15 protein-coding genes are annotated in these 19,841 nt (G+C 53.0%); 3 read left to right on the forward strand and 12 right to left on the reverse strand.

The window, feature by feature from the left end:
• Positions 1 to 190 precede the first annotated feature (190 nt).
• The 8 genes from M4D81_RS14985 to M4D81_RS15020 form a co-directional block, all read right to left on the reverse strand.
• On the reverse strand, positions 191 to 1,435 hold the full coding sequence (locus M4D81_RS14985) for an MFS transporter (protein WP_260067072.1): 1,245 nt from the start codon (positions 1,433 to 1,435) through the stop codon (positions 191 to 193).
• 53 nt (positions 1,436 to 1,488) lie between these two features.
• On the reverse strand, positions 1,489 to 4,587 hold the full coding sequence (locus tag M4D81_RS14990) for a glycoside hydrolase family 2 TIM barrel-domain containing protein (protein ID WP_260067136.1): 3,099 nt from the start codon (positions 4,585 to 4,587) through the stop codon (positions 1,489 to 1,491).
• Between the two features lie 151 nt (positions 4,588 to 4,738).
• Complete coding sequence (locus M4D81_RS14995) at positions 4,739 to 5,551, reverse strand: carbohydrate ABC transporter permease (RefSeq protein WP_071221250.1); 813 nt, start codon at positions 5,549 to 5,551, stop codon at positions 4,739 to 4,741.
• On the reverse strand, positions 5,548 to 6,555 hold the full coding sequence (locus M4D81_RS15000) for a carbohydrate ABC transporter permease (protein ID WP_071221251.1): 1,008 nt from the start codon (positions 6,553 to 6,555) through the stop codon (positions 5,548 to 5,550). Before M4D81_RS15000 ends, M4D81_RS14995 begins: the two co-directional genes overlap by 4 nt.
• Positions 6,556 to 6,578: 23 nt before the next feature.
• Positions 6,579 to 7,856, reverse strand: coding sequence for an ABC transporter substrate-binding protein (locus tag M4D81_RS15005; RefSeq protein ID WP_071221252.1), 1,278 nt, complete (start codon positions 7,854 to 7,856; stop codon positions 6,579 to 6,581).
• A gap of 141 nt (positions 7,857 to 7,997) precedes the next feature.
• Positions 7,998 to 9,173: a response regulator gene (locus M4D81_RS15010; RefSeq protein ID WP_260067074.1), complete on the reverse strand. Its 1,176-nt coding sequence runs from the start codon at positions 9,171 to 9,173 to the stop codon at positions 7,998 to 8,000.
• A complete protein-coding gene (locus M4D81_RS15015; RefSeq protein ID WP_260067075.1) occupies positions 9,151 to 10,896 on the reverse strand; it encodes a cache domain-containing sensor histidine kinase in 1,746 nt (581 codons plus the stop codon). Before M4D81_RS15015 ends, M4D81_RS15010 begins: the two co-directional genes overlap by 23 nt.
• Positions 10,897 to 11,106: 210 nt before the next feature.
• Positions 11,107 to 12,813, reverse strand: a complete 1,707-nt coding sequence (locus M4D81_RS15020) for an amylo-alpha-1,6-glucosidase (RefSeq protein ID WP_260067077.1) — start codon at positions 12,811 to 12,813, stop codon at positions 11,107 to 11,109.
• Positions 12,814 to 13,090: 277 nt separating this feature from the next.
• Here M4D81_RS15020 and M4D81_RS15025 point away from each other — a divergent pair, with 277 nt between their 5' ends.
• Entirely contained in the window at positions 13,091 to 14,785 is a 1,695-nt protein-coding gene (locus M4D81_RS15025) for an MFS transporter (protein WP_397376696.1), read from the forward strand.
• Positions 14,786 to 14,818: 33 nt separating this feature from the next.
• On the opposite strand, the gene M4D81_RS15030 is transcribed toward M4D81_RS15025, so the two are convergent.
• The 4 genes from M4D81_RS15030 to M4D81_RS15045 form a co-directional block, all read right to left on the reverse strand.
• A complete protein-coding gene (locus M4D81_RS15030; protein WP_071221256.1) occupies positions 14,819 to 15,184 on the reverse strand; it encodes a MerR family transcriptional regulator in 366 nt (121 codons plus the stop codon).
• A gap of 348 nt (positions 15,185 to 15,532) precedes the next feature.
• Complete coding sequence (locus M4D81_RS15035) at positions 15,533 to 15,730, reverse strand: hypothetical protein (RefSeq protein ID WP_071221257.1); 198 nt, start codon at positions 15,728 to 15,730, stop codon at positions 15,533 to 15,535.
• Positions 15,731 to 15,751: 21 nt separating this feature from the next.
• Positions 15,752 to 16,960, reverse strand: a complete 1,209-nt coding sequence (locus M4D81_RS15040; RefSeq protein WP_260067080.1) for a hypothetical protein — start codon at positions 16,958 to 16,960, stop codon at positions 15,752 to 15,754.
• Positions 16,957 to 17,424, reverse strand: a complete 468-nt coding sequence (locus tag M4D81_RS15045) for an RNA polymerase sigma factor (RefSeq protein WP_071221259.1) — start codon at positions 17,422 to 17,424, stop codon at positions 16,957 to 16,959. The genes M4D81_RS15040 and M4D81_RS15045 overlap by 4 nt, the downstream gene beginning before the upstream one ends.
• A 148-nt stretch (positions 17,425 to 17,572) precedes the next feature.
• On the opposite strand from M4D81_RS15045, the gene M4D81_RS15050 reads away from it, so the two are divergent.
• Both M4D81_RS15050 and M4D81_RS15055 read left to right on the forward strand, forming a co-directional pair.
• On the forward strand, positions 17,573 to 18,160 hold the full coding sequence (locus M4D81_RS15050; RefSeq protein ID WP_260067137.1) for a TetR/AcrR family transcriptional regulator: 588 nt from the start codon (positions 17,573 to 17,575) through the stop codon (positions 18,158 to 18,160).
• A 195-nt stretch (positions 18,161 to 18,355) separates the two neighbouring features.
• Positions 18,356 to 19,783, forward strand: a complete 1,428-nt coding sequence (locus M4D81_RS15055; protein ID WP_260067081.1) for an MFS transporter — start codon at positions 18,356 to 18,358, stop codon at positions 19,781 to 19,783.
• Positions 19,784 to 19,841 lie beyond the last annotated feature (58 nt).

The following is a 19,841-nucleotide window of genomic DNA, read 5'->3' on the forward strand; positions in this document are numbered from 1 at the left end:
GCTAACACTTCTTCTATTTAAACATGTACCAATTTTTGATGTCAATATGTTTAAAGACTTTCCATCGAACAAATACGGATTCAGCCTGCAGCAGTGAAGCAGACACCGTAAGATGAATTTGAAAGAGCCTGCTGCGATCGGCAAAAAGGCCGCCTAAAAGGGAATTTCCCTCTTAGACGGCCTTTCACATTCATGGCTCGATACCGCTGTTTATTCTCTTGGATAAGACAGGGCGAATCCACCATACGTAATACAGGCCGCATAGGAGCAGCACGCCGGCTGTGGCCAGAAAGGGAAGCCGATAATCCTGCCGGGCCAGGATCAGTCCAGCAACAAAGGTTGCCCCGGACGAGCCTAAACTTCGGAATACCGACCTCATGCCGGCGTACAGATTCCGTTCCTTTTCATTAAAGGCCGACATCAGCAGACTGTCCAGCAGATTGGACAGCATGGTCACGCCACCGCCCCGCAGTAGAAACAGCCCGATAAACAGCCATACGGGGAGAATCATGTATAGAGCGGCAAACAGCAAAATATTAACGATAAATACCGAGATAATGGCCGTGTTATAACCGAACCGCTCCATGACGTACGGCGTCATCAACGAGCATATAAACAGCAGGATCGCGCCGATGGCCAGAATCAGGGATACCTGGTCGTCCATCCAATCCAGGCGGAACTTCACGATGACGTTCAGGAATGAGCCGGTCATGGCGATACAGCCGCCGAGCAGCGCCGTAAACACGGCGAACAGCCACAAGGTCCCGGAGGATAGAGGTCCCATTAGCCTGGAGATGCCTCTCGAAGGTGAAGCTGCTGCCGCCGCTGCCGCCTCTGAAGCCTTGTTCTCGGCAGGCAGCCAGAACGCCCGGATGACGCCGTGAAGCACAAGCACCAGCCCGGTCAGCAGAAGCGACACTTCATAACCTCTGCTTCCTTCGAGCCCCTTCGAAATATATCCTGCTGCCAGCGTTCCGAGACCCGTGAAAGCCGTAAAGACGGCAAACATCAAGGAAAATGCACGGGCTTCCTCCTTACGGGAACGGCAATAATGGAAGAGAAGCTGGATCTCCGTCGTCTCCACCAGCGTCAAGCCGGCAGACACCAATATTTGAGCGGCATAGAACCACAGCAATTCATCGCTGACGGCAAACAGCACATTGCCCGCGGCAATAAAGAATACGCCGGTAACCAGCAGTTTTTTTCTTCCGGTCCGGTTAGCGAGCAGGGATACCGGAATGGCGAGAACGCCCATGATCAGTATGCCCATCGATACCAACGCGCCGATTTCGTCCTCCCTTAGCCCCCGGAAGAGCAGATGCAGATTCAGGACGAGTGTATAGAGACCGATTCCGATGCCGTAGAAGGCCTCGCTTATCAGGAACCGGCGCACCCCCGTAGACAGCTGCAGCAGGTCTTTGATGTAAATGGACATGTTATTCCCCTTCTCCAGAAAATCCGAAAACGATCTGAAATGAAATCAGTCGGTTACTTGTATAATTCCGCTTCCGAGCGCATCCGCCGGCTCAGCCGTACCGGGTCGGTATCCTCGGCAGCGTGAGCCATCAGCAGAATGCGGAACGAGAACGGCTCCGGCTTGATCGAGTGCTCGGGAGCCTGTGCCGGACCGCAGCTGTTGCTGCCAAGCCCGTTCTGCCGGTAATCCAGGTTCAGCGTAATGAAACTGCGCGGAACAAGATCGCTGGCATGCGCCGCAGCCTCGACATCCTGATCGGTGTACCGGCTCGCACTGAAGTTCAGGGCGGGCTCGCCAACGGCGAGAAGCCCCATTCCCGCACCATCCGCCAGCGAGACCCAGCGGACATCCGAGCGGTTCCCGTTTTCCTGCGGATAGATATAGGGCGTAAACAATCCGTCCACGGTGCTGCGGTATTCCCCGAACCGTCCCGCTTCCAGGCTGTCCGGGTAGCTTTCCCCAGGTCCTCTGCCGTACCACCGGACATGTTCCATGTCGCCCGCGACTTGCATTTGCAATCCGATTTTCGGCAGCATGGCAGGCGGCGTGCCGATCGGCTCTCCCTTCACATCCATGATCATCAGACCGCTGGAGGTGATCGTATAGGACGTTTCGCAGCGGAAGCCCCAGTCATATACCTGCGGGGCAATGCGGGAAACCCGCCGTACCTCAACGCATTCCTGGTCTAATCGCTTCCATTCGAAATGATCGATCCGTTCAGAGAGCCGGTCCAGATGGGCCTTGCGCCAATCCGGGAGCACGTACATATCGTTATCGATCGGCGGACGCCAGAAGTTCAGCGCGGGACCGCCAAGCATGATTCTTTTGCCATGGAGGGATAAGCCTTGGAAGCCTGAACGGAGAGCGCTGAGTGACAACTGAAAGCTTCCATTCCCCACTTGAAGGCTATGCTTCTCCTCGCTAATCTGCAAGGGGCCCCGCCGCAGGGCAGCCGTTGACTCGAATTCTGGCTTGGACGATTCCCGCAGCAGAAGCTGGGACCACGCCACCTCATGTCCCCGTTCCGCCCAGCGGCAGTCCGCAGCCAGCGAGAGGGATACCTCAAGCCACAGCTCGGCATAAGGACTCACGCCTATTGTCGCCTGCTCCAAAACCTTCGAGAGGCTAAGCTCTGCACTTGTGCCTGCTTCGATGCGGGGAAGCTCCAGCACTCCGCTGTGGACAAGCTGTCCATCGGACAATACCCGGTAATGGGCCTGCAAATGATCCAGCGAAATGAAATCATAACGGTTCATGATATGAAGCACACCGACTCTTCCCATCGTCATACGGACCGGTTCAATGACCTTTTTGTATTCCAGAAGTCCGGGTGAAGGCGTCCGGTCCGGACGAACCAAACCGTCAATAACAAAATTGCCGTTGTTCGGCACATCGCCGTAATCGCCGCCGTATGCATAATCCTTCTTGCCGTCCGGAGTCCTTCTGCTCAGCCCGTGATCGATCCATTCCCATACGAAACCGCCCGCCAGGCGGGGATACGCTTCAAAGGTATCAAAGTAGGGGCGCAGTCCGCCGGGCCCGTTGCCCATCGCGTGCGCGAATTCGCACAGAATATGCGGCTTGGGATGGTCGGTCATTTTGCCGAAGCCTTCCATCTTCTCAACGGAGGAATACATCGTGCTCACTACATCGCACACCTCGGCTTCGCGGTCCTCTTCGTAATGGATCAGCCTCGTGGGATCATTCTCCCGGCACCAGTCCGCCATTGCGCGGAAATTGCAGCCGAAGCCGGATTCGTTGCCGAGGGACCAGAACAGCACGGACGGATGGTTTTTGTCCCGCTCCACCATCCGACGGACGCGGTCCACGTACGCTTCCTTCCACTCGGGATCGTCGCTCAGGCGGGAAATGTTGCCGAGCGGCTCGAAGCCGTGGGTCTCCAGATCCGTCTCTTCCATCACGTACAGCCCATACACGTCGCACAGCTCGTAGAACCGCGGATCATTCGGATAATGCGCCGTCCGTACGGCGTTGATGTTGTGCTGCTTCATCAAGCGGATGTCCTCCAGCATCGTGGACAAGGTGACGGTTCGGCCCGTATCCGGATGATGGTCATGGCGGTTGACCCCTTTCAGCAGGATCGCCCTGCCATTAACGAGGAGCTGCCCGTCCTTTACTTCGATGGTGCGGAAGCCGACGCGCTGCGCAACCGTCTCCAGCGTCTCCCCCTGGGCATTCCGCAGGGTGATCACCAGATGGTACAGTGCCGGTGACTCGGCACTCCATAAATCCGGACCGGCTACCTCTATCGCAAAGTCCTCCACGGCGGCGTGCCCGACGTCTTTGCCGGTTGATCCCACTTCCGCTCCGGCTCCATTCAACAGCCGCAACTGGGCGGAGCCGTGCTCTCTTCCTCCCAGTTCCAAACGTACGTTCAGCTTGGCGTTCAGATACTCCTCATCCAGCTTGGTCGTTACGCGGAAGTCGTTGATGCGAAGCGCCGACGGCTCGGCCACCAGATACACATCCCGGAAAATGCCGCTCATCCACCACATGTCCTGGTCTTCCAGATAGCTTCCATCCGACCACTGGTATACCCGGACGGACATCCTGTTTACCCCAGGCTTTAAATAAGGCGTCAGATCGAATTCCGAGGTCAGCCGACTGCCTTGGCTGTAACCGATAAACGACCCGTTCAGCCACACATGAAACGCGCTGTCCACCCCGTCGAATTTAACGCAAATCTTTCTGCCGTCCCAATGTTCCGGAAGCTCGAAATCGCGTACGTAGCTTCCGGTCGGATTCGCATTTGGCACATGCGGCGGATCCACAGGAAACGGATAGTACAGGTCCGTGTAATGCGGATGCCCGTAGCCCTGCAGCTGCCAGTGCCCCGGAACGGGAAGGTCATCCCAGGCCGATACATCGTAATCCTCTTGATAAAATGCTTCAGGAGCGCTCTCCGGCTCCTCGGCATAGTGGAATTTCCACACCCCGTTCAGCGATTGGTACCAGGCCGAGCTGCCTCTGTCATAACTGAGCGCTCCGTCCTCATCCGTGAACGGAATGAAATAGGCCCGGCTCTTCGCCCGGTTCCGTTCCAGCACGCTCAGGTTATCCCAGTCGCGGCCGATATGACGGTCTTTCATCATGTCTCTCCATCCTTTCCCAAGCGGTCTAAGCTTCTAGTTGTCGTTCAAAAGGTCAACTGTCCATGACTTTTTGAACACGCACTTCTATGTTTGGATATTGCATCATGCAACATATCGATCTTGGATGCCTATTATCAACCGGCACCGTTTATCCCTTGATCCCCGTCGTGGCAATGCCGCCAACGATATAACGCTGCGCGAAGAAAAAGACGGCCAGCGGCGGAATCGAGATCAGGCAGGTGATCGCCATGATGGATTGCATATCGACGCCGTGCATGCCCTTGAATTGGGATAACCCCAGCGTCAGCGTATATTTTGTCTGATCGTTCAGGAAGATGAGCGGACCCAGATAATCGTTCCAGCAGCTCATCATATGGAACACGGCCACCAGAATGAGCGAGGGTCCCATCAGCGGCACGATGATTCGCAGCAGAACCGTCATTTTGCCCGCCCCGTCAATCGTTGCCGCTTCATCCAGCTCCTTCGGCAAGGTCATGATGAACTGGCGCAGCAGAAAAATAAAGTAGGCGGAACCGAACCAGGACGGAACAATCAGCGGTTTGAGCGTATTGATCCAGCCCAGGTAGTTGAATTCCATATACTGCGGAATCATGGTCACTTCCCACGGAATCATCATGGTGGCAAGCACGATCAGGAACAGCGCATCCCGCCCCTTGAACTGAAACCGGGCGAACCCGTACGCCACCAGCGTGCACGATATGAGCTGACCGAGCGTCGACAGCAGCGTCACGATCAGCGTATTTTTCAAAAACAGGTTAAACGGCTGAATGCTCCAGGCTTCCGCAAAGTTGCTGAATCTCCACACGGAAGGAAACCATTTTGGAGGAAACAGATACAGCTCCTGCTGCGACTTCAGCGCTGTTGTGATAGCCCAGAAGAGCGGAGCAATGAACAACAGCGAGCACAAGATGAGCAGTGTGTAAGTAATTACTTTTTTCATGCGGAACGCCCCTCTCTGCCGGCAGGCACGCCTGCTTTGGCACGCTTCGGCTTCGCCTTCTCCTTCTTCATCTCGCCCTCATAGAACACCCAGGCCTCCGAGGACTTAAACACAAGAAACGTCAGCGTTAGCACGATCAGGAACATGAACCAGGCGTTGGCTGCGGAATAACCCATCTTGAAGTACTTGAACGCATTCTCGTACATGTACATCGCATAGAAAAACGTCGACTTCAGCGGGCCCCCGCCCGTAAGCAGAAGCGCCAGCGTCAGCTGCTGGAAGGCAGCAATGATGGACGTAATCAGGTTAAACAGCAGGGTCGGCGTGATCATCGGGATGGTCACATTGAAGAACTGCCTGATCTTGCCCGCTCCATCTATCGAGGCCGACTCATACAGGTCCTTCGGAATGCCTTTGAGACCCGCCAGAAAAATAAGCATCATCGAGCCCTGTCCCCACAGGCTTGCAATGACCATGGCGACCAGGGACCACTTCGTATCGTTCAGCCAATCCGGCCCTTCGATGCCGACAAGCGATAAGAAAAAATTCAGGATCCCGTAATCCCCGCTGTACACCCAGGACCAGATCATGGCGAGGGCTACGCCGGAAATGACAGACGGCAGGTAGAAGGCAGTGCGGAAGAACGCGCTCCCTTTTACCTTCTGATTGAGCAGCATGGCGAGTCCCAGAGCCACGATGATGTTCAGCGGCACGAACAAAGCCGCGAATTTTAACGTAACCAGCAGCGATTTCCAGAACAGCGGATCGTTCGAGAACATCTCCACATAGTTGTCGATGCCGACAAAGGTCACCTGGCCAACGATCGGCCAATCAAAAAACGAAATGACGAGGGAAAACAGCAGCGGACCAAGCGTAAAAACGAGGAATCCGAATATCCATGGAAAAATGAAGAGGTAGGGCACGGCCCCACCCCATCGTTTTGGTCCAAGTCGCTTCGGGGCCGCTGTCTGCTGTTGTGAGTAAGGTGCATGAGTGTGGGCCATTTTCGCGAACCTTCTTTCTTCGTTTATTTCAAATAGCGTTCGCTATCCTTCACCGCCTGGTTCAGAACCTCCTGGGCATCGCTGCCGAACATGACGGATTCCACGGCTGCCGACAGCTGGCGGTTGACTTCGTTCCATTTCGGATTCAGCAGGAAGGCCGGCGTATTGTCCGAACGCTCCAGCATCGTGTAATACGGCTTGTAGAGCGGATCCTGGTCCTTCTTCAGCTCGTTGACCACGCTGACCCGGACCGGCAAATCGGCCACGCGCATTTTGATCGCTTCATCCGATACGTAGAACTTAATGAATTCCCACGCCAGATCCTTGTTCTTGGAATCCTTCGCTATGGATAGCGCGGATTCGGCCAACACGCCCTTCACAGGTTTGCCCTCAAAGGCCGGCATCTCCACCGTACCCACATCGATTCCGGCTTCCCTGAAGGATTCCAGCGGCCAGATACCGCTCTCCCACATGGCAATTTTGCCGGCCTTGAAAATATCCTCACCGCTCTGCTGCCCTTTGCCTCCAGTCAGGACGGCTGAGCCGTTCTTCAGCATATCGCCCAGCATCTGAATGGCTTCCGCCGTTTCCTTGCTGTTCATGTACCCTTCAATCGTTGTCCCGTCCTCCGAAATAAAGGAACCGCCGTTGCTCCATACGAACCCTTGAAGGTCATACGTATCATTCTCGGCCCGAACGCCGAAGCCGTACTGCTTCTTGGATTTATCCGTCAGCTTCTGGGCGATTTCCTGGAATTCCGTCCATGTCCATCCATCGCTCGGGTAGGGAATGCCCGCATCGTCGAACATCTTCTTGTTGTAGTACACCACCCGGGTCGTAAAGCCCGCAGGGATTCCGTACAGCTGATTATCAATCTTGCCGTAGTTAAACAATCCTTGGTAAAAATCGTCGATATTCAAGTCCTCGTCCTTGGACGCGTAGGAATCCAGCGGCTCCAGGGACTGGTGATACGTCGGAAAATCCCACATGTACATCACGTCCGGCGGATTGGCTGCGCCGAATCCCGCGGCCAGCTTCTGATCGAAGCCGTCGGCATAGGCCTCCACCTGTACCTTGGTTCCTGGATGCGACTCCTCGAACTTCTTGGCGATCTCTTGTTCAATCTTAAGCGCATCTCCCGTATCCCAGGTAGCGAAGCGAAGCGTCGTTGCCGCGCCCGATGAATTGCCGTCCGGCTCCTTCGATGCCCCGGTCCCGCCGCTGCCGCCGCATGCGGCCAGCAAGGATGCCATTAACGTCATCACCGAAACCAACGCGATCCATGACATTTTCTTTTTCATATTGTCAGCTCCCCTAAAGTATTGAGTTGATATGAATTGAACCGCTTTCATCATAACTCGGATGAAAGCGGTTCAAAACGTGCGCTGATTCGCAGATGATCGTATTTTTGTTCGAACTTGCATAGACGGGTGTTCATTTGTTTACGATGGCTCCCCTTTTTGTTCGGCACGGTATTGGCTTGGCGTCTGACCCGTGCAGCGCTTGAACCATTTGCTGAAATATTTGCTGTCGCCAAGCCCGGTCTTCTCGGCGATCTCCTGCATCGTTAAGGAGGTTTCGCGCAGCAAACCATAGGCGAGACGGAGCTTGCGCTTATATTGGAATGTGATAAAGCTGTCGCCAACCGTTTTCTTGAACAGGATCGAAAAATGGCTGCGGCTCAGCCCCACCTGGTGAGCCAGCTCCGCTGCCGACCACTCGTCCGCGGGATGTTCGTGCAGCAGATGAACCGCCTGCAGGATCGGCTCCGGCCACTGCTCGCCGCTCAGACCGTACACCCGCTCCAGCTCGGCTTCCTTGTGCAAGGATTGAAAGGCTTTCTGCACATCCTCCGAGTCCTGAAGGTCTCCCCGCCAATTCCATGCAAGCTTCCCGCACCGGCTCTTGATCTCCACCAGCAGGCTGTCTGCCGCTCCCTTAAACTCCTCCGGTATGGCCCAATAACAGCTGTCCGCGCCGTAAGGAATCAGCTTGCTGCTGCGTAACCCCGGCTCATCGGTGCCTTGCTCCTGCAGCAGGTGCTCCCAACTGCCGCTGCAGCCCGCCGTTTTGATCAGATACAGCGAGATGGGCTTGCCCTCTCCCAGCCCGACGCGGCTGCAAAGCTTTCGGAGTTCTCCAGGGAAACGGTCACTGTGCCCGTTAAGCCAAGCAAACAGGTGAGCAGAAACCTGCTCTTCCAACTCGTACCCGTGGGCCGGCGTATCGGACAGCTCACGCTGGAATTTTCCCAGCATCGCTTCGAGCTCTTCGTCCTCGAAGGCGGTTTTCAGCAGATATCCCGAAGCGCCGAGCCGCATCCCCTCTTGGGCATATTCGAAATCCCGGTGACAGCTGAGCAGAATGATTCGGGTTTCCGGCGCGACCTCCTTCACCTTGCGCGACAGCTCGATCCCATCCATCTCCGGCATGACGATATCCGTAATGACCACTTGCGGTCGAAACTCCAGAAAAGCCTCCCAGGCCGCCTGACCATTGGGGCTGTCTGCCACAACCTCCATCCCGAACCGGTCCCACGGGACCGTGGAGCGGAGTCCCTTCCGCACAATGCTCTCATCGTCGGCAATCATCACCTTAATGTTCCCTGCTTTCATCATCGCAAGACTCCTCCTTTTTCGGCCATCGTATAGTAATCGTTGTTCCTTCTCCCTTAACCGAATGTACCTTGAGTCCGTATAGAGGGCCAAAATGCAGCTTGAATTTCTGATCGGCGTTCCGCACGCCAAGCCCGCCGCGTCCCTTCCGCTTCATCTCCGGCGAGAATAACTGTGCGAGTTTCTCCTCTCTGATGCCGGCTCCGTTATCGCGAAGCGTAAGCACCAGCTCATCGTGATCCTCCTCGACCTTGACATGGATCTCTCCCTGACCATCGGTGAAAGCATGGAAAAAAATATTTTCGAACAGCGGCTGAAGCGTCATCCGTGGAATCAAATAAGGCAGCAGCGCCTCATCGCAATCCAGCTCATAACGGAACACCTCGCCGTACCGGATCTCCTGGATTTTCAGAAAGTGACCGATCATGCGCAGCTCCCTGTTCAGGGTAACAAGCTCCTGGGAAATATCCAGATTTCCCTCCAGCACCATCGTCAGATGATACAGCATCTGGCGAATGTCCTCCGCGCCTTGCAGCCGGGCCTTCCATTGGATGGAATTCAGGGTGTTGAACAGCAGATGGGGGTTGATCTGATAATGGAATGCGCGCAGCTCGGCCTCTTTTTTCAGCCGCTCGCTCTGCTCCACCTCGCCAATCAGGGTCTGCACGCCCGTTACCATCCGGTTAAAACTCATATCGAGGCTGCCCAGCTCATCCCTCCCCTCGATCGGCGTACGGGTATCCAGCTTGCCGAAGCTTACCTTCTGCATCGAGTCCTTCAAGGTCCGGATCCGCGAAGTGAACCGGGAAGAGAACAGATAGGCTATGCCAAAAGCGAGCAAGCAGGATACGATGGCAACAACCATCGTGTTCGCCCGAATCACGTCCGAGGATTGATAGAACGCCTTGGCGGGAATTCTGGCTTCCATGGTCCATTGGTTGGCTTCAATCGTCCGGGTCCAGGCCACATCGCTGTCATGGGGCGTATACCGAGCGTCCGTCTCATACACGACCGTGCCGTCCGGCGATGTAATGAGCAGGTGGGCATGCGTGTCGGCCTCGAACTTGGCATAACTGCGCAGCAGCTCCTCGGCGTTCTCCTCGATCAGAATGACGCTGCCGTCCTGAGCCTTGTCCGGGTGATGGATCGGCACCGCCAATCCTAGGACAGGCACGTTGTCGCTATCGCTGCTCTTGATGGAATGGTCCTGTTTATAAAAACCGAGCCAATAAGTCCCGGCATATGCCTTCGGCCTCGTGTTCCACATTGGAATATTGCCGAGTTTATTCACATCCAGATTGTTCTCCCCATAGTAATAGCCGGAGGACGTTATGATGTAAATTCCTGCTGTCAGCTGCGTCCGAAGAGACTTTAACAACGATTCGAAGTCGTTCTTCTCCATGATGTCGCCGTATGTGGATGGCGTCCCTGCTCCGATTCCCGAGTGGCTCGGGTCCAGTAAATAGGAATAGATCGTCTCCGCCGTCTGCTTCATCCGCTCCAATGCCGAACTGGTCTGCTGCTCCAGCTGCGCTACGGCATTATCGCCGTATTTGCCGAACTGGGAGTTAATCACTTTAGCGGATTGGACATAAGAAAGTCCACCAAGCGAGAACAGCGGAATCAGGGTGACGATTAAAAAACAAGTAAGCAGCTTGGTTCGTATACTGTGATAGGTGCCGGTGAACAGCCGGCCCACTCGATCTTTGATCCCCTGAAGATTCATGGTTACTCTCCCTATTGTCGTATCGTATCGTGAAACTTACATCCACTCGTTCGCTATGAGGCAGGACTGTGAACCCGTCCTTGATACCGCTTTCATTATAAACCCGAACAAAGAGCTTGTAATTAGGCGGCAAATGGAAAATGAGAGAAAACGGAAAAAGCACCTCCCCCGCAAGGCAAAAGCCCGGGAAGAAGTATTTGTCCGTCATCGTTATAGGGTGTATTCATGTCCAAGAATCAAAAATACGCTGGAAGTCCAGGTAAACGCCCGATCGCGTAGCCCCGCTCCGGTCAGGGCATCAAAATTCTCGGCCATGCCGCTGAGACTGACCATCCGGCAGTACCGCTGCGCAATCTCCATTGCCAGCTCCTTATCGCCGGCCGCCGCCACCCCTTCGACCAGCAGCATCGTGGAAGGGGCCCAGATCGGCCCGCGCCAATATCCGTCCGCCTTATAGTAACGGCTGTTTACGCTCTCGGTCGCCCAGCCGTTGCTCGTCAAGAATCGGCCTTCCTCTCGAAGTCCTTCCAATAGAGCCGTGCGGATATACTCGGGAAGGCGTTTTCCCAGCAGAATCGGAACGAACAGCAGCAGGCTGTCTCCCTCGGATACCTCATGCGTTCCCGAACGGCAGGCGGTGAATCGACCGTCTCTCCAGAAATGCCGGAGCATGCGATCCAGCGTATCATCCGCACTCCGTCTCCATTGACTCGATTCCTCGGTCAGGCCCAGCAAACCCGCGATTTCAGCCAGCGTCTCCATCTGGATAATCAAATAAGCGGCAAGATCAGGGCTCTCAACGGGGATGCCGTTATTAAATGCCGTGCTGTTGTCCCAGCCTGAATCGTTGCCGTGGTTATACTGGGGGATGCCGTCGCCGTCATGGTCCCGGTGCGTAAACCACCATTCCGTCCATTTGGATAATGGGCCGTAGACCTCGCGCAGCTGGGTCTCCTTAATGAAATCGGTTCGCCTCATCATCCAGGCCAGCGTCCAGCCGTGAATCGGCGGTTTGTTGCAATTCCAAAGCTCGTATTTATCGTTCACGAAGTCGGGGATCAGGCCGCTCTCATCCTGCCGGTCAAAAAAGATCATGAACTGATCCCAAGCCAGCTCCGGCTGATGCCGCATGAGGGCCATCGCGTTAAAGCAGTTGTCCCAGCTCCAGATGTTGGTCATCCAATTCTTGGACATATACATGGCTGGGCGGGTTAAACAGCCTTCGGCCGGAACTACGCAGGACCAGGTAATATAGGCAGCGAGCTCCCTTGCTTCCTGCCACCGCTCAGGGACGGTCAGGGTATTGTTCAACCAATCGGCATAATCCTCGCGAACGCTTTCAACCGCATCGTCGAAGGACTCCCAGTCGGTACGCGGCGTCATGACGGTCATGAACTCTTCTACGGCGAATTCAGCCGTATCGGTTGCAGTATCCACGGAGAAGTCGGCGGTCACCCGCGAGCTCTTGATCTCGTTCCATTCGACCTCCATGCTCATCTGGCCAACAAGCCGGGTCAGCATGAAGCGGCAGCCGTGCGTGAAGCTGTTCACTTCCCAGCTGTCCGGATTTGTCTCGTAGGCGTAGTCATACGCTGCGGGGAAAAAAGTAAGCCTTATGCCGCAGCCTTCCGCGCGAAACCGGACGGTCCTGGAGTCCGATATGCAAATGTCCGCATGGCCTTCCGAATCGGAGGCCGTTAGCCTGATTTTGTCGGGTGATGCTACAGGTTCAAAGGGAACCGGCTCGTTCTGCCGGTTTAGCAGCTCTATCAGAAACGCCTCGCCAAACTTGTCATCCCCTCCACGGACGGTTCGCAGGTAAAGTCCTGGTCTGCGGTCCTTTGCCGCGGGCAGAAGGGAAATTGCCAAGAAGGATTCTCTACGGCTGAAAGGTACGATATTCAGATCAAAATTCATAAGACATCTCCTTCGCTGAAGTATCGCTTTCATTGTAAATCTTCTCATGGAAAGAGTGGACTGCCTGATGTCTTGCCGATAGAGGGATATTGTTTGCCGCAGGCTCGACTGAGCGGGAGAGGTGTCATTTTGTTAGATGGAAGGTGGTCAGTTTGTGTGGTTCTCTGAATGATAACTCGCGATACGCATGGCCGCTTCCACTGCCTCCCGCTTTTGTCCGCCCAGGTACAAACTTTAATGCAGGCGATCCAACTATTTCTATACAACTCCAGGCATTATTATCATGATTTTGTTGACTGTGACACTAGTGTCATGCTTTAGCATGAGGCTTAGCACATCTGAAACTCATTTAGGAATGGAAGGTGAAAAAAACATGAATAACACTCATGTCAGCAAAATGAGGAAAAACCCTCCCCGGGCAACCTGGCGGGAATGGCTGGGACTCGCAGCCTTGATGCTGCCGGTTTTCATGCTGGCCACCGATATGACCGGATTGTTTCTTGCGATGCCATCCATCTCGGCTGATTTAATGCCGAGCAGCACCCAAACGCTCTGGATTCTCCACATCGGCGAGTTCTTGACCGTCGGATTTTTGATTACCATGGCAAGGCTGGCAGATCGCATCGGGAGGCGTCGGCTGCTCGCGATCGGCGTGACGGTATACGGACTAGCATCTATCATTGCCGCTTTCTCGACCACGGTTTGGATGCTGATTGTCGCCCGTGCGTTTCTTGGTGTGGCAGCCGCAACGATCACACCGTCTGCGATGTCCTTATTGCGCAATATGTTTCCCGATCCGAAACAGTTTTCGGTGGCAATCGCGGTGAACTTGAGTGCTTTCTCCGCCGGGGCGGCACTGGGGCCTCCAATCGGTGGGCTATTGGTGGATCATTTTTGGTGGGGCGCGATTTTCCTCATCAATGCTCCGGTTGCCCTGATCTTTTTACTGGCCGTTCCATTGCTCCCCACGTATCGTGACTCGGAAGCCGGTCGTATGGATATTGTCAGCGTAGCCCTGTCCCTGTTTGCCTTGATAGCCGTAATTTTCGGACTGCAGGAAATCGCAGAGCGCGGATTCCATCTTCTTTATGTCGGTACAGTGATATTGGGCGTAATCGTTGGGGTCCTATTTGTCCGCCGACAATTGCGCTTGCAGGAACCGCTGTTGGATTTACGCATGTTTCGCGAATCTGCATTCTCCGTCTCCTTACTCTCCCTACTGCTTGTGCTCTTGGTAAACGGTGGGGCCTACATGCTTTTCATTCAACATTTGCAAACCGTTCTTGGGCTCTCACCAACGCATGCAGGACTGCTGCTTATGACCCCTGCTATACTGTCGATTGTCGGGACGTTGTTAGCCCCCGTACTCACCCGATGGATGCGTCCCGCATACGCGATGGCGTCCGGGCTCACCGTTGCAATCGGAGGGGCAGTGATAATCATCCTGACCGCAAATACAGCGGAGGCGGCGATCCTCATTACCGGGGTTTCACTCTTCATGCTCGGTGTGGGACCCGTCATGACCATTGGCAGTGAACTTATCATTGCCGGTGTGCCGCAGGAGCGCGCGGGCTCTGCCTCGGCCATGCAAGATGTAGGCTCCGGACTCGGCAATGCTATGGGAATCGCTTTTCTGGGTAGTCTCGCCATGATCATTTACCGCGGATCATTAGCGGATTCCATTCCCAGGGAAGTACCTGAGGAAGCAGCAAGTACGGCCTTGGATAGCCTCGGTGCAGCCGTTGCGGTAGCCGGACAATTGCCCGATAAGTTAGGAGCTGAAATGCTTCATGCTGTACAATCCTCTTTTTCGTTGACTATTCAACTTTCGTATTCGATCTCTGCGCTCGGGTTAATACTGGTCGCCTTAATGATCATGTGGAAGCTGCGTCACATACGCACCGGCTCCCCAGAAGATTCCGTAGTGCAGAATCAAACAGAAAAAAATATCCACCCGACAACGGATGGATAAACTGCAAAGGAAGAGGACACCTCTGTCCCGCAGTCATGACTTTCTTTCATTTTTATTGATTTGTATTTCCAATCGGTTTTGTAAATCGGTCAATGCATTGATTTTTCCCTTAATTTCATCCAATTTTTCTTCATATTGTCCCTGCATTTCTGTTTCGCAATTTTCATCCGTCTCTGCATCACCATACTGTAGTTGACAATCTAAAACTTGTTTTATTTCTAAGGTGGTTAGTCCCAGCGTCAAATAGTTCTGTATCGTTTTAATACGCTCAATATCGGACTCGTTAAACTCTCGGTAACCATTTTCCATACGTATAGCTGTAATTAACTTTTGCTTCTCATAATGCCTTATGGATCTAATGCTTGCGCCTGTCTCTCTAGACAATTCGCCAATTTTCAAAGGAAGAACCTCCTTTTTACTATGCTCAACCCCTTATGTTATGACGTTCGGGTTAGGGAAAAACCAGTATATAGCATGATTTTATCGCATGATGAACCCAAATTGCAGCATTATTCACTAATAAATAAACATGTCGATCACGTTCTGCATAGCAATCCACTTACTCCACATCTATAATCCAAAGGCTCCGCACCATGCACCCTGGATAATGCCTGGATGACTTCCAACACATCGGCAAGCTCCTCCAGTGCGTCTTTATCCAAGCTTCCTCACAATTAAAAAATCGCCGATGCGCATGGCATCGACGATTCACAAGAATCGGATTGGCGCCCTACCCGTTCTGCCGGATTAGAGCATTCTTCTTCCCATCATGATGATGGTTTCAAGTAAAGACTTCCATTTTCCATCGGATTTCCGTGTACTCCCCTTCGATATGGCAGCCACACCACTTGTGATCCGTGTTTGCTTTGCCATCCGGCATCGTTCCAGTTCCTGACGGAGATCGCGAACATGCTGTTTGGCAATATCTTCATTATTGATATTCATGGTTTCATTCCTCATTTCTATTTATAGCGACAACATTCCGACATTACCAATACCTGCAAGCTCCTCTTCCGTCCCCTTCACTATAATACTTCCATTGTTTACCCGAAGGTAAGGGTACAAAATGCCTTTAATTCTTTTTTCCCCTACAACGACTTCGCCAAAAAGATCCAGGGAGGACACCGAGGCTTTAATATCTTCCTCGGTGACGTCATCATCAAAGGTCAGCGTCCCGTCAACGATGAAGCTCGCCGGCTGCCCCAAAGCCGCCAGCTGATCCTTTGACCAGGTCTCCTCGCCGTTGATGAACACAAACAGCCGCTCGTAACTTACGATTTCCGTATTCAGGTTGGGACAGCGCTCCCAAACCAGATCCTCGATCTCTTCGCCGCAAATGATAAACGAAGTTGATTGTATCTCCGACACGGCCTGGCTGAAGGCGTCCCGAGTCACGTCCGCCTCGAGAATGAGCGGCTTTTTCGTGTAGAGTTTATGGCCTTTGAAGCGCCGAACGGTTCTTGCGTTTAGCCTTAACGGTTTGGTTACATATTCGAACCCTGCCGGGATCACCTCGACCAAGCCGTTTATCGTTTTCAACTTTTCGTAGAAATATGGGGATTGATGTTCATGGATAATCGCCTTACCGTTAACTTGGATCCTTTCAATCCGGGCCGTGAACTGCTCCATATCCAGCTCCTTATCCAGGTGAACCATGCCGCTCAGGACCAGCTCCATAGGCTCGCTGCTGGAGGACAGGTATGCATTGTTCAACTGCACTTTCCCGGACTCGAACCTGGGTTCGTAATCGTAAGCGTGAATCTCCGCGCTGGCGCCTCCCATTTTGAGGAGTGAAGAGGTAACGGCAGCGGCCAGATGCCGGGGAGCATAAACCTCGCCGTTGACCACCAGGTGCAGCGTCCCATTCTGGAATGCTTCGAGGGATACTCCTTTATCGATGATGACCGTACCGTTAACGAATACGCGGTCCGGCTGCTCCAAGAGCTGAAAATATTCCTCGTCCAGTCGCAGCGTGCCGCTGTAATAACGGTGTCCCTCGGGGATTTCAATCGTCTTGCCGATATTGCCTGTGTTTTTCAACAGCGTGAGCAGGTGTGCCGTTTCTGCCCGGTATATCACAAGACCTACGTTTCCGATCCGTTCGATGCTTGTTACGGTTTCCTCCGTTGCCTGCGTAAGATCCAACATTCCCACATTTTCAATGATTCTGCTCATTTCATATCTTCCTCCCATAGTTTTCTCAATTTTTTGATGGCGGTTTGCAATTTGTACCGAACGGTGGCTGCCGGCATGCCCAGCTGCTCGCCGATTTCCTGGCTGGACATGCCGAGCCAAAAGCGCTTAAACACGATATCACTCTGCGATTGCGGCAAACGGGCGAGCCATTCCGTCATTTCTATATTGCGGCTTGAAACGGGGAGCTCGGCCACGTCCAGGTCATCCTCCCACGATACGAGCCGCTTCTCCCGGCGGCTAATATCGATCATGCGATTTTTGACGACTCTGAAGAACCAGGCCTTTTGCTTGTGAAGGGGCTGAGCTGCCAGGTTCGGCTCCTTGATGGCCTTCATAAAGGCATCCTGGACCAGATCATCCGCTTCGTAGGCATGCTTGGCGATGGATCTGGCATAACGCTGGACATCGTCCTTCAGGTTTTCATAGAGATCACATACTTGCATTAGCCAACCTCTCACTTTTCGTTTTGTCTTTTCTGTTAATATAACGTTTGGGTAAAAGAAACTGATGGATTTCTCCAAAAATTATTTTTCTTGACCAAACAGTCCGGAAAATATATGATGTGTAATTAAAGGGGGCGTCATGAAGACCATGGGAAGAAGCAAAGAGTTCGACACAACGCTTGTTCTTCATAAGGCCATGGAGATTTTTGGCCACTACGGTTACGAGGGCACATCGCTGCAAAATTTGCTTGACGGGTTAGGCATAGCACGACAAAGTTTATACGACACCTACGGGACGAAAAAGGATCTGTTCATATTAGCTGTGAAACACTACGTGAATGAGAAATCAGCGGCGGCCGTCTCCATCCTGGAACGTCCCGGTTCGGTGAAGGAGTCCGTGGCCGCGATCTTTAAAGAGATCGTCACCGTGCTTAAGGATGAGCAGCGCCGCAATGAATGCTTTATCCTGCACAGTGCCATTGACCAGGTTCCTCACAATCCAGAGATTGCGCAATTGTTCCGGCAGGATTCGGATCGACTGGAAGAAGCCTTCTACACGGCTCTGGTCCGTGCCCGGCAGCAAGGTGAATTAACCGATCGGCAGCATGACCTGCGGGCGCTTGCCAGATATTTATATCATGCGCGATATGCGTTAACGCAAGCCGCGAAGCTTTCAACGAATCCGGCAGTATTGGACGATATCGCTGCAGTCACGCTGTCTGCACTGGATGCCTAATAAAGAATGAAAAAAATAATGAAGCGATTGGGTTTCGCTTCATCATTTTTTAGATATTTCAGACCAATCAGTCTAGAAAGGAGGTGGTAGTTATGCCTTTTACTTATCTAGGAGTGAGTATTTTCAACACCTAATTTTTTTTGCAAATTTCAGACTATTTAGTCTAAAAACATGATGAAAGGATGTTCATTCGATATGAATCCAAACAACTATAAAAGATTAGCATTGGTGCTGTTAGCCGTATCCCAGCTCATTCTTGCGCTGGATTACACCATTATATTTGTTGCATTGCCGTCCCTTGGAGCGGAACTTGGTTTCTCGGCCCTGCATCTGCAATGGGTAGTCAGCGCTTATTCATTGGTCTACGGGGGGTTCCTCCTTATCGGGGGAAGATTATCCGATCTGCTCGGCAGACGCCGAATGTTTATGATTGCCACGGGATTATTCGGCCTGGGTTCTCTGCTTGGCAGCTTGGCTGACTCCCAGTCCCTGTTAATTATTGCAAGGGGACTTCAAGGTCTTGGAGGCGCCCTTCTATCGCCCGCTACCTTGTCATTGATCATGTCTAATTTTGAAGAAGGCCAAGAACGCAATCGTGCCATGGGAATCTGGGCTGCGATGGGTGGAGTCGGCTTATCGCTTGGACTTCTTCTCGGCGGATTATTAACGAGTTACATCGGTTGGCAGTCGACGTTCTTCGTGAATGTGCCGATTGCCGTTCTTGTCCTTATTCTTGCACCGATCGCCCTGAAGGAGAGCAGAACATCGTCCCGTTCACGCCATTTTGATGTGGCCGGCTCACTGTCTGTAACGGCAGGCATGCTGCTGATTGTCTATTATCTGATTCAATCTCCGGTAGATGGCTGGCTGAATTTCAGAACGATCATCCCCGGGGTCATAGGAATAGTTCTGCTCATCTTGTTTGTTATTATCGAAACCCGGACGAGGGAGCCTTTGATTCCCTTTAGACTGTTTCGATTGCGCAGTTTAACCGGTGCCGCTCTGACCGCCACCATTTTTTCCGCGTCATTCGGAACGCTCTACTACTTCTTAACGCTGTATACCCAAGAGGTTCTTCACTATACTGCCGTCCAGTCGGGTCTCAGTTTTTTGCCGCTGACCTTAAGCGCTCTTCTCGGTGCCAAGCTGATAAACAAAATGATATCCACCATTGGCGTTGCCGGTACCATTGCCGGCGGTATGGGCCTTGGTGCTATCGGTTTTATGCTCCTTACCGGATTGTCGGAAACAGGCTCTGCGTGGGGCATCATCCCGGGCATGGTCATCATCGGTCTAGGTCAAGCGTTCGTATTTACGACAATGTATATTGCCGGCAGTTCAAATATCCATATGAACGAGCAAGGTCTTGCATCCTCGATCGTCTCGACCGGACAGCAAATTGGAGGAGCCGTGGGATTAGCTGTCATCATGGCAATCATCTCGTCAAGCTTGGGTACAAATGCGCCTATGGAATCAATGGATCCTGGTGATTTGAACGGAGCCATTCGGATCGCTTTCATTATGAATACAGTAACAACATTAATCGGCATCCTTGTAGCTTTCGTTACGCTCAAACAGAAAAAAACAGCATCTCTCGATACGAAGGTTAAGCCCCTTCATTAATTAACTCAGCATTGAAAGCCACAAAAAAGCACGCTAACCCCTTGGTCAGCGTGCTTCC

Origin of the sequence: Paenibacillus sp. p3-SID867 (genome assembly GCF_025142895.1) — a bacterium.
Classification (GTDB): domain Bacteria; phylum Bacillota; class Bacilli; order Paenibacillales; family Paenibacillaceae; genus Paenibacillus_AQ.

Coding starts and splice junctions, on each gene's coding strand:
- M4D81_RS15005 (WP_071221252.1), bottom strand. CDS start 7,856: ATGAAAAAGAAAATGTCATGGATCGCGTTGGTTTCGGTGATGACGTTA.
- M4D81_RS15035 (WP_071221257.1), bottom strand. CDS start 15,730: ATGAATATCAATAATGAAGATATTGCCAAACAGCATGTTCGCGATCTC.
- M4D81_RS14995 (WP_071221250.1), bottom strand. CDS start 5,551: ATGAAAAAAGTAATTACTTACACACTGCTCATCTTGTGCTCGCTGTTG.
- M4D81_RS15045 (WP_071221259.1), bottom strand. CDS start 17,424: ATGCAAGTATGTGATCTCTATGAAAACCTGAAGGACGATGTCCAGCGT.
- M4D81_RS14985 (WP_260067072.1), bottom strand. CDS start 1,435: ATGTCCATTTACATCAAAGACCTGCTGCAGCTGTCTACGGGGGTGCGC.
- M4D81_RS15015 (WP_260067075.1), bottom strand. CDS start 10,896: ATGAATCTTCAGGGGATCAAAGATCGAGTGGGCCGGCTGTTCACCGGC.
- M4D81_RS15010 (WP_260067074.1), bottom strand. CDS start 9,173: ATGATGAAAGCAGGGAACATTAAGGTGATGATTGCCGACGATGAGAGC.
- M4D81_RS15050 (WP_260067137.1), top strand. CDS start 17,573: ATGGGAAGAAGCAAAGAGTTCGACACAACGCTTGTTCTTCATAAGGCC.
- M4D81_RS15040 (WP_260067080.1), bottom strand. CDS start 16,960: ATGAGCAGAATCATTGAAAATGTGGGAATGTTGGATCTTACGCAGGCA.
- M4D81_RS15020 (WP_260067077.1), bottom strand. CDS start 12,813: ATGAATTTTGATCTGAATATCGTACCTTTCAGCCGTAGAGAATCCTTC.
- M4D81_RS15000 (WP_071221251.1), bottom strand. CDS start 6,555: ATGGCCCACACTCATGCACCTTACTCACAACAGCAGACAGCGGCCCCG.
- M4D81_RS14990 (WP_260067136.1), bottom strand. CDS start 4,587: ATGAAAGACCGTCATATCGGCCGCGACTGGGATAACCTGAGCGTGCTG.
- M4D81_RS15055 (WP_260067081.1), top strand. CDS start 18,356: ATGAATCCAAACAACTATAAAAGATTAGCATTGGTGCTGTTAGCCGTA.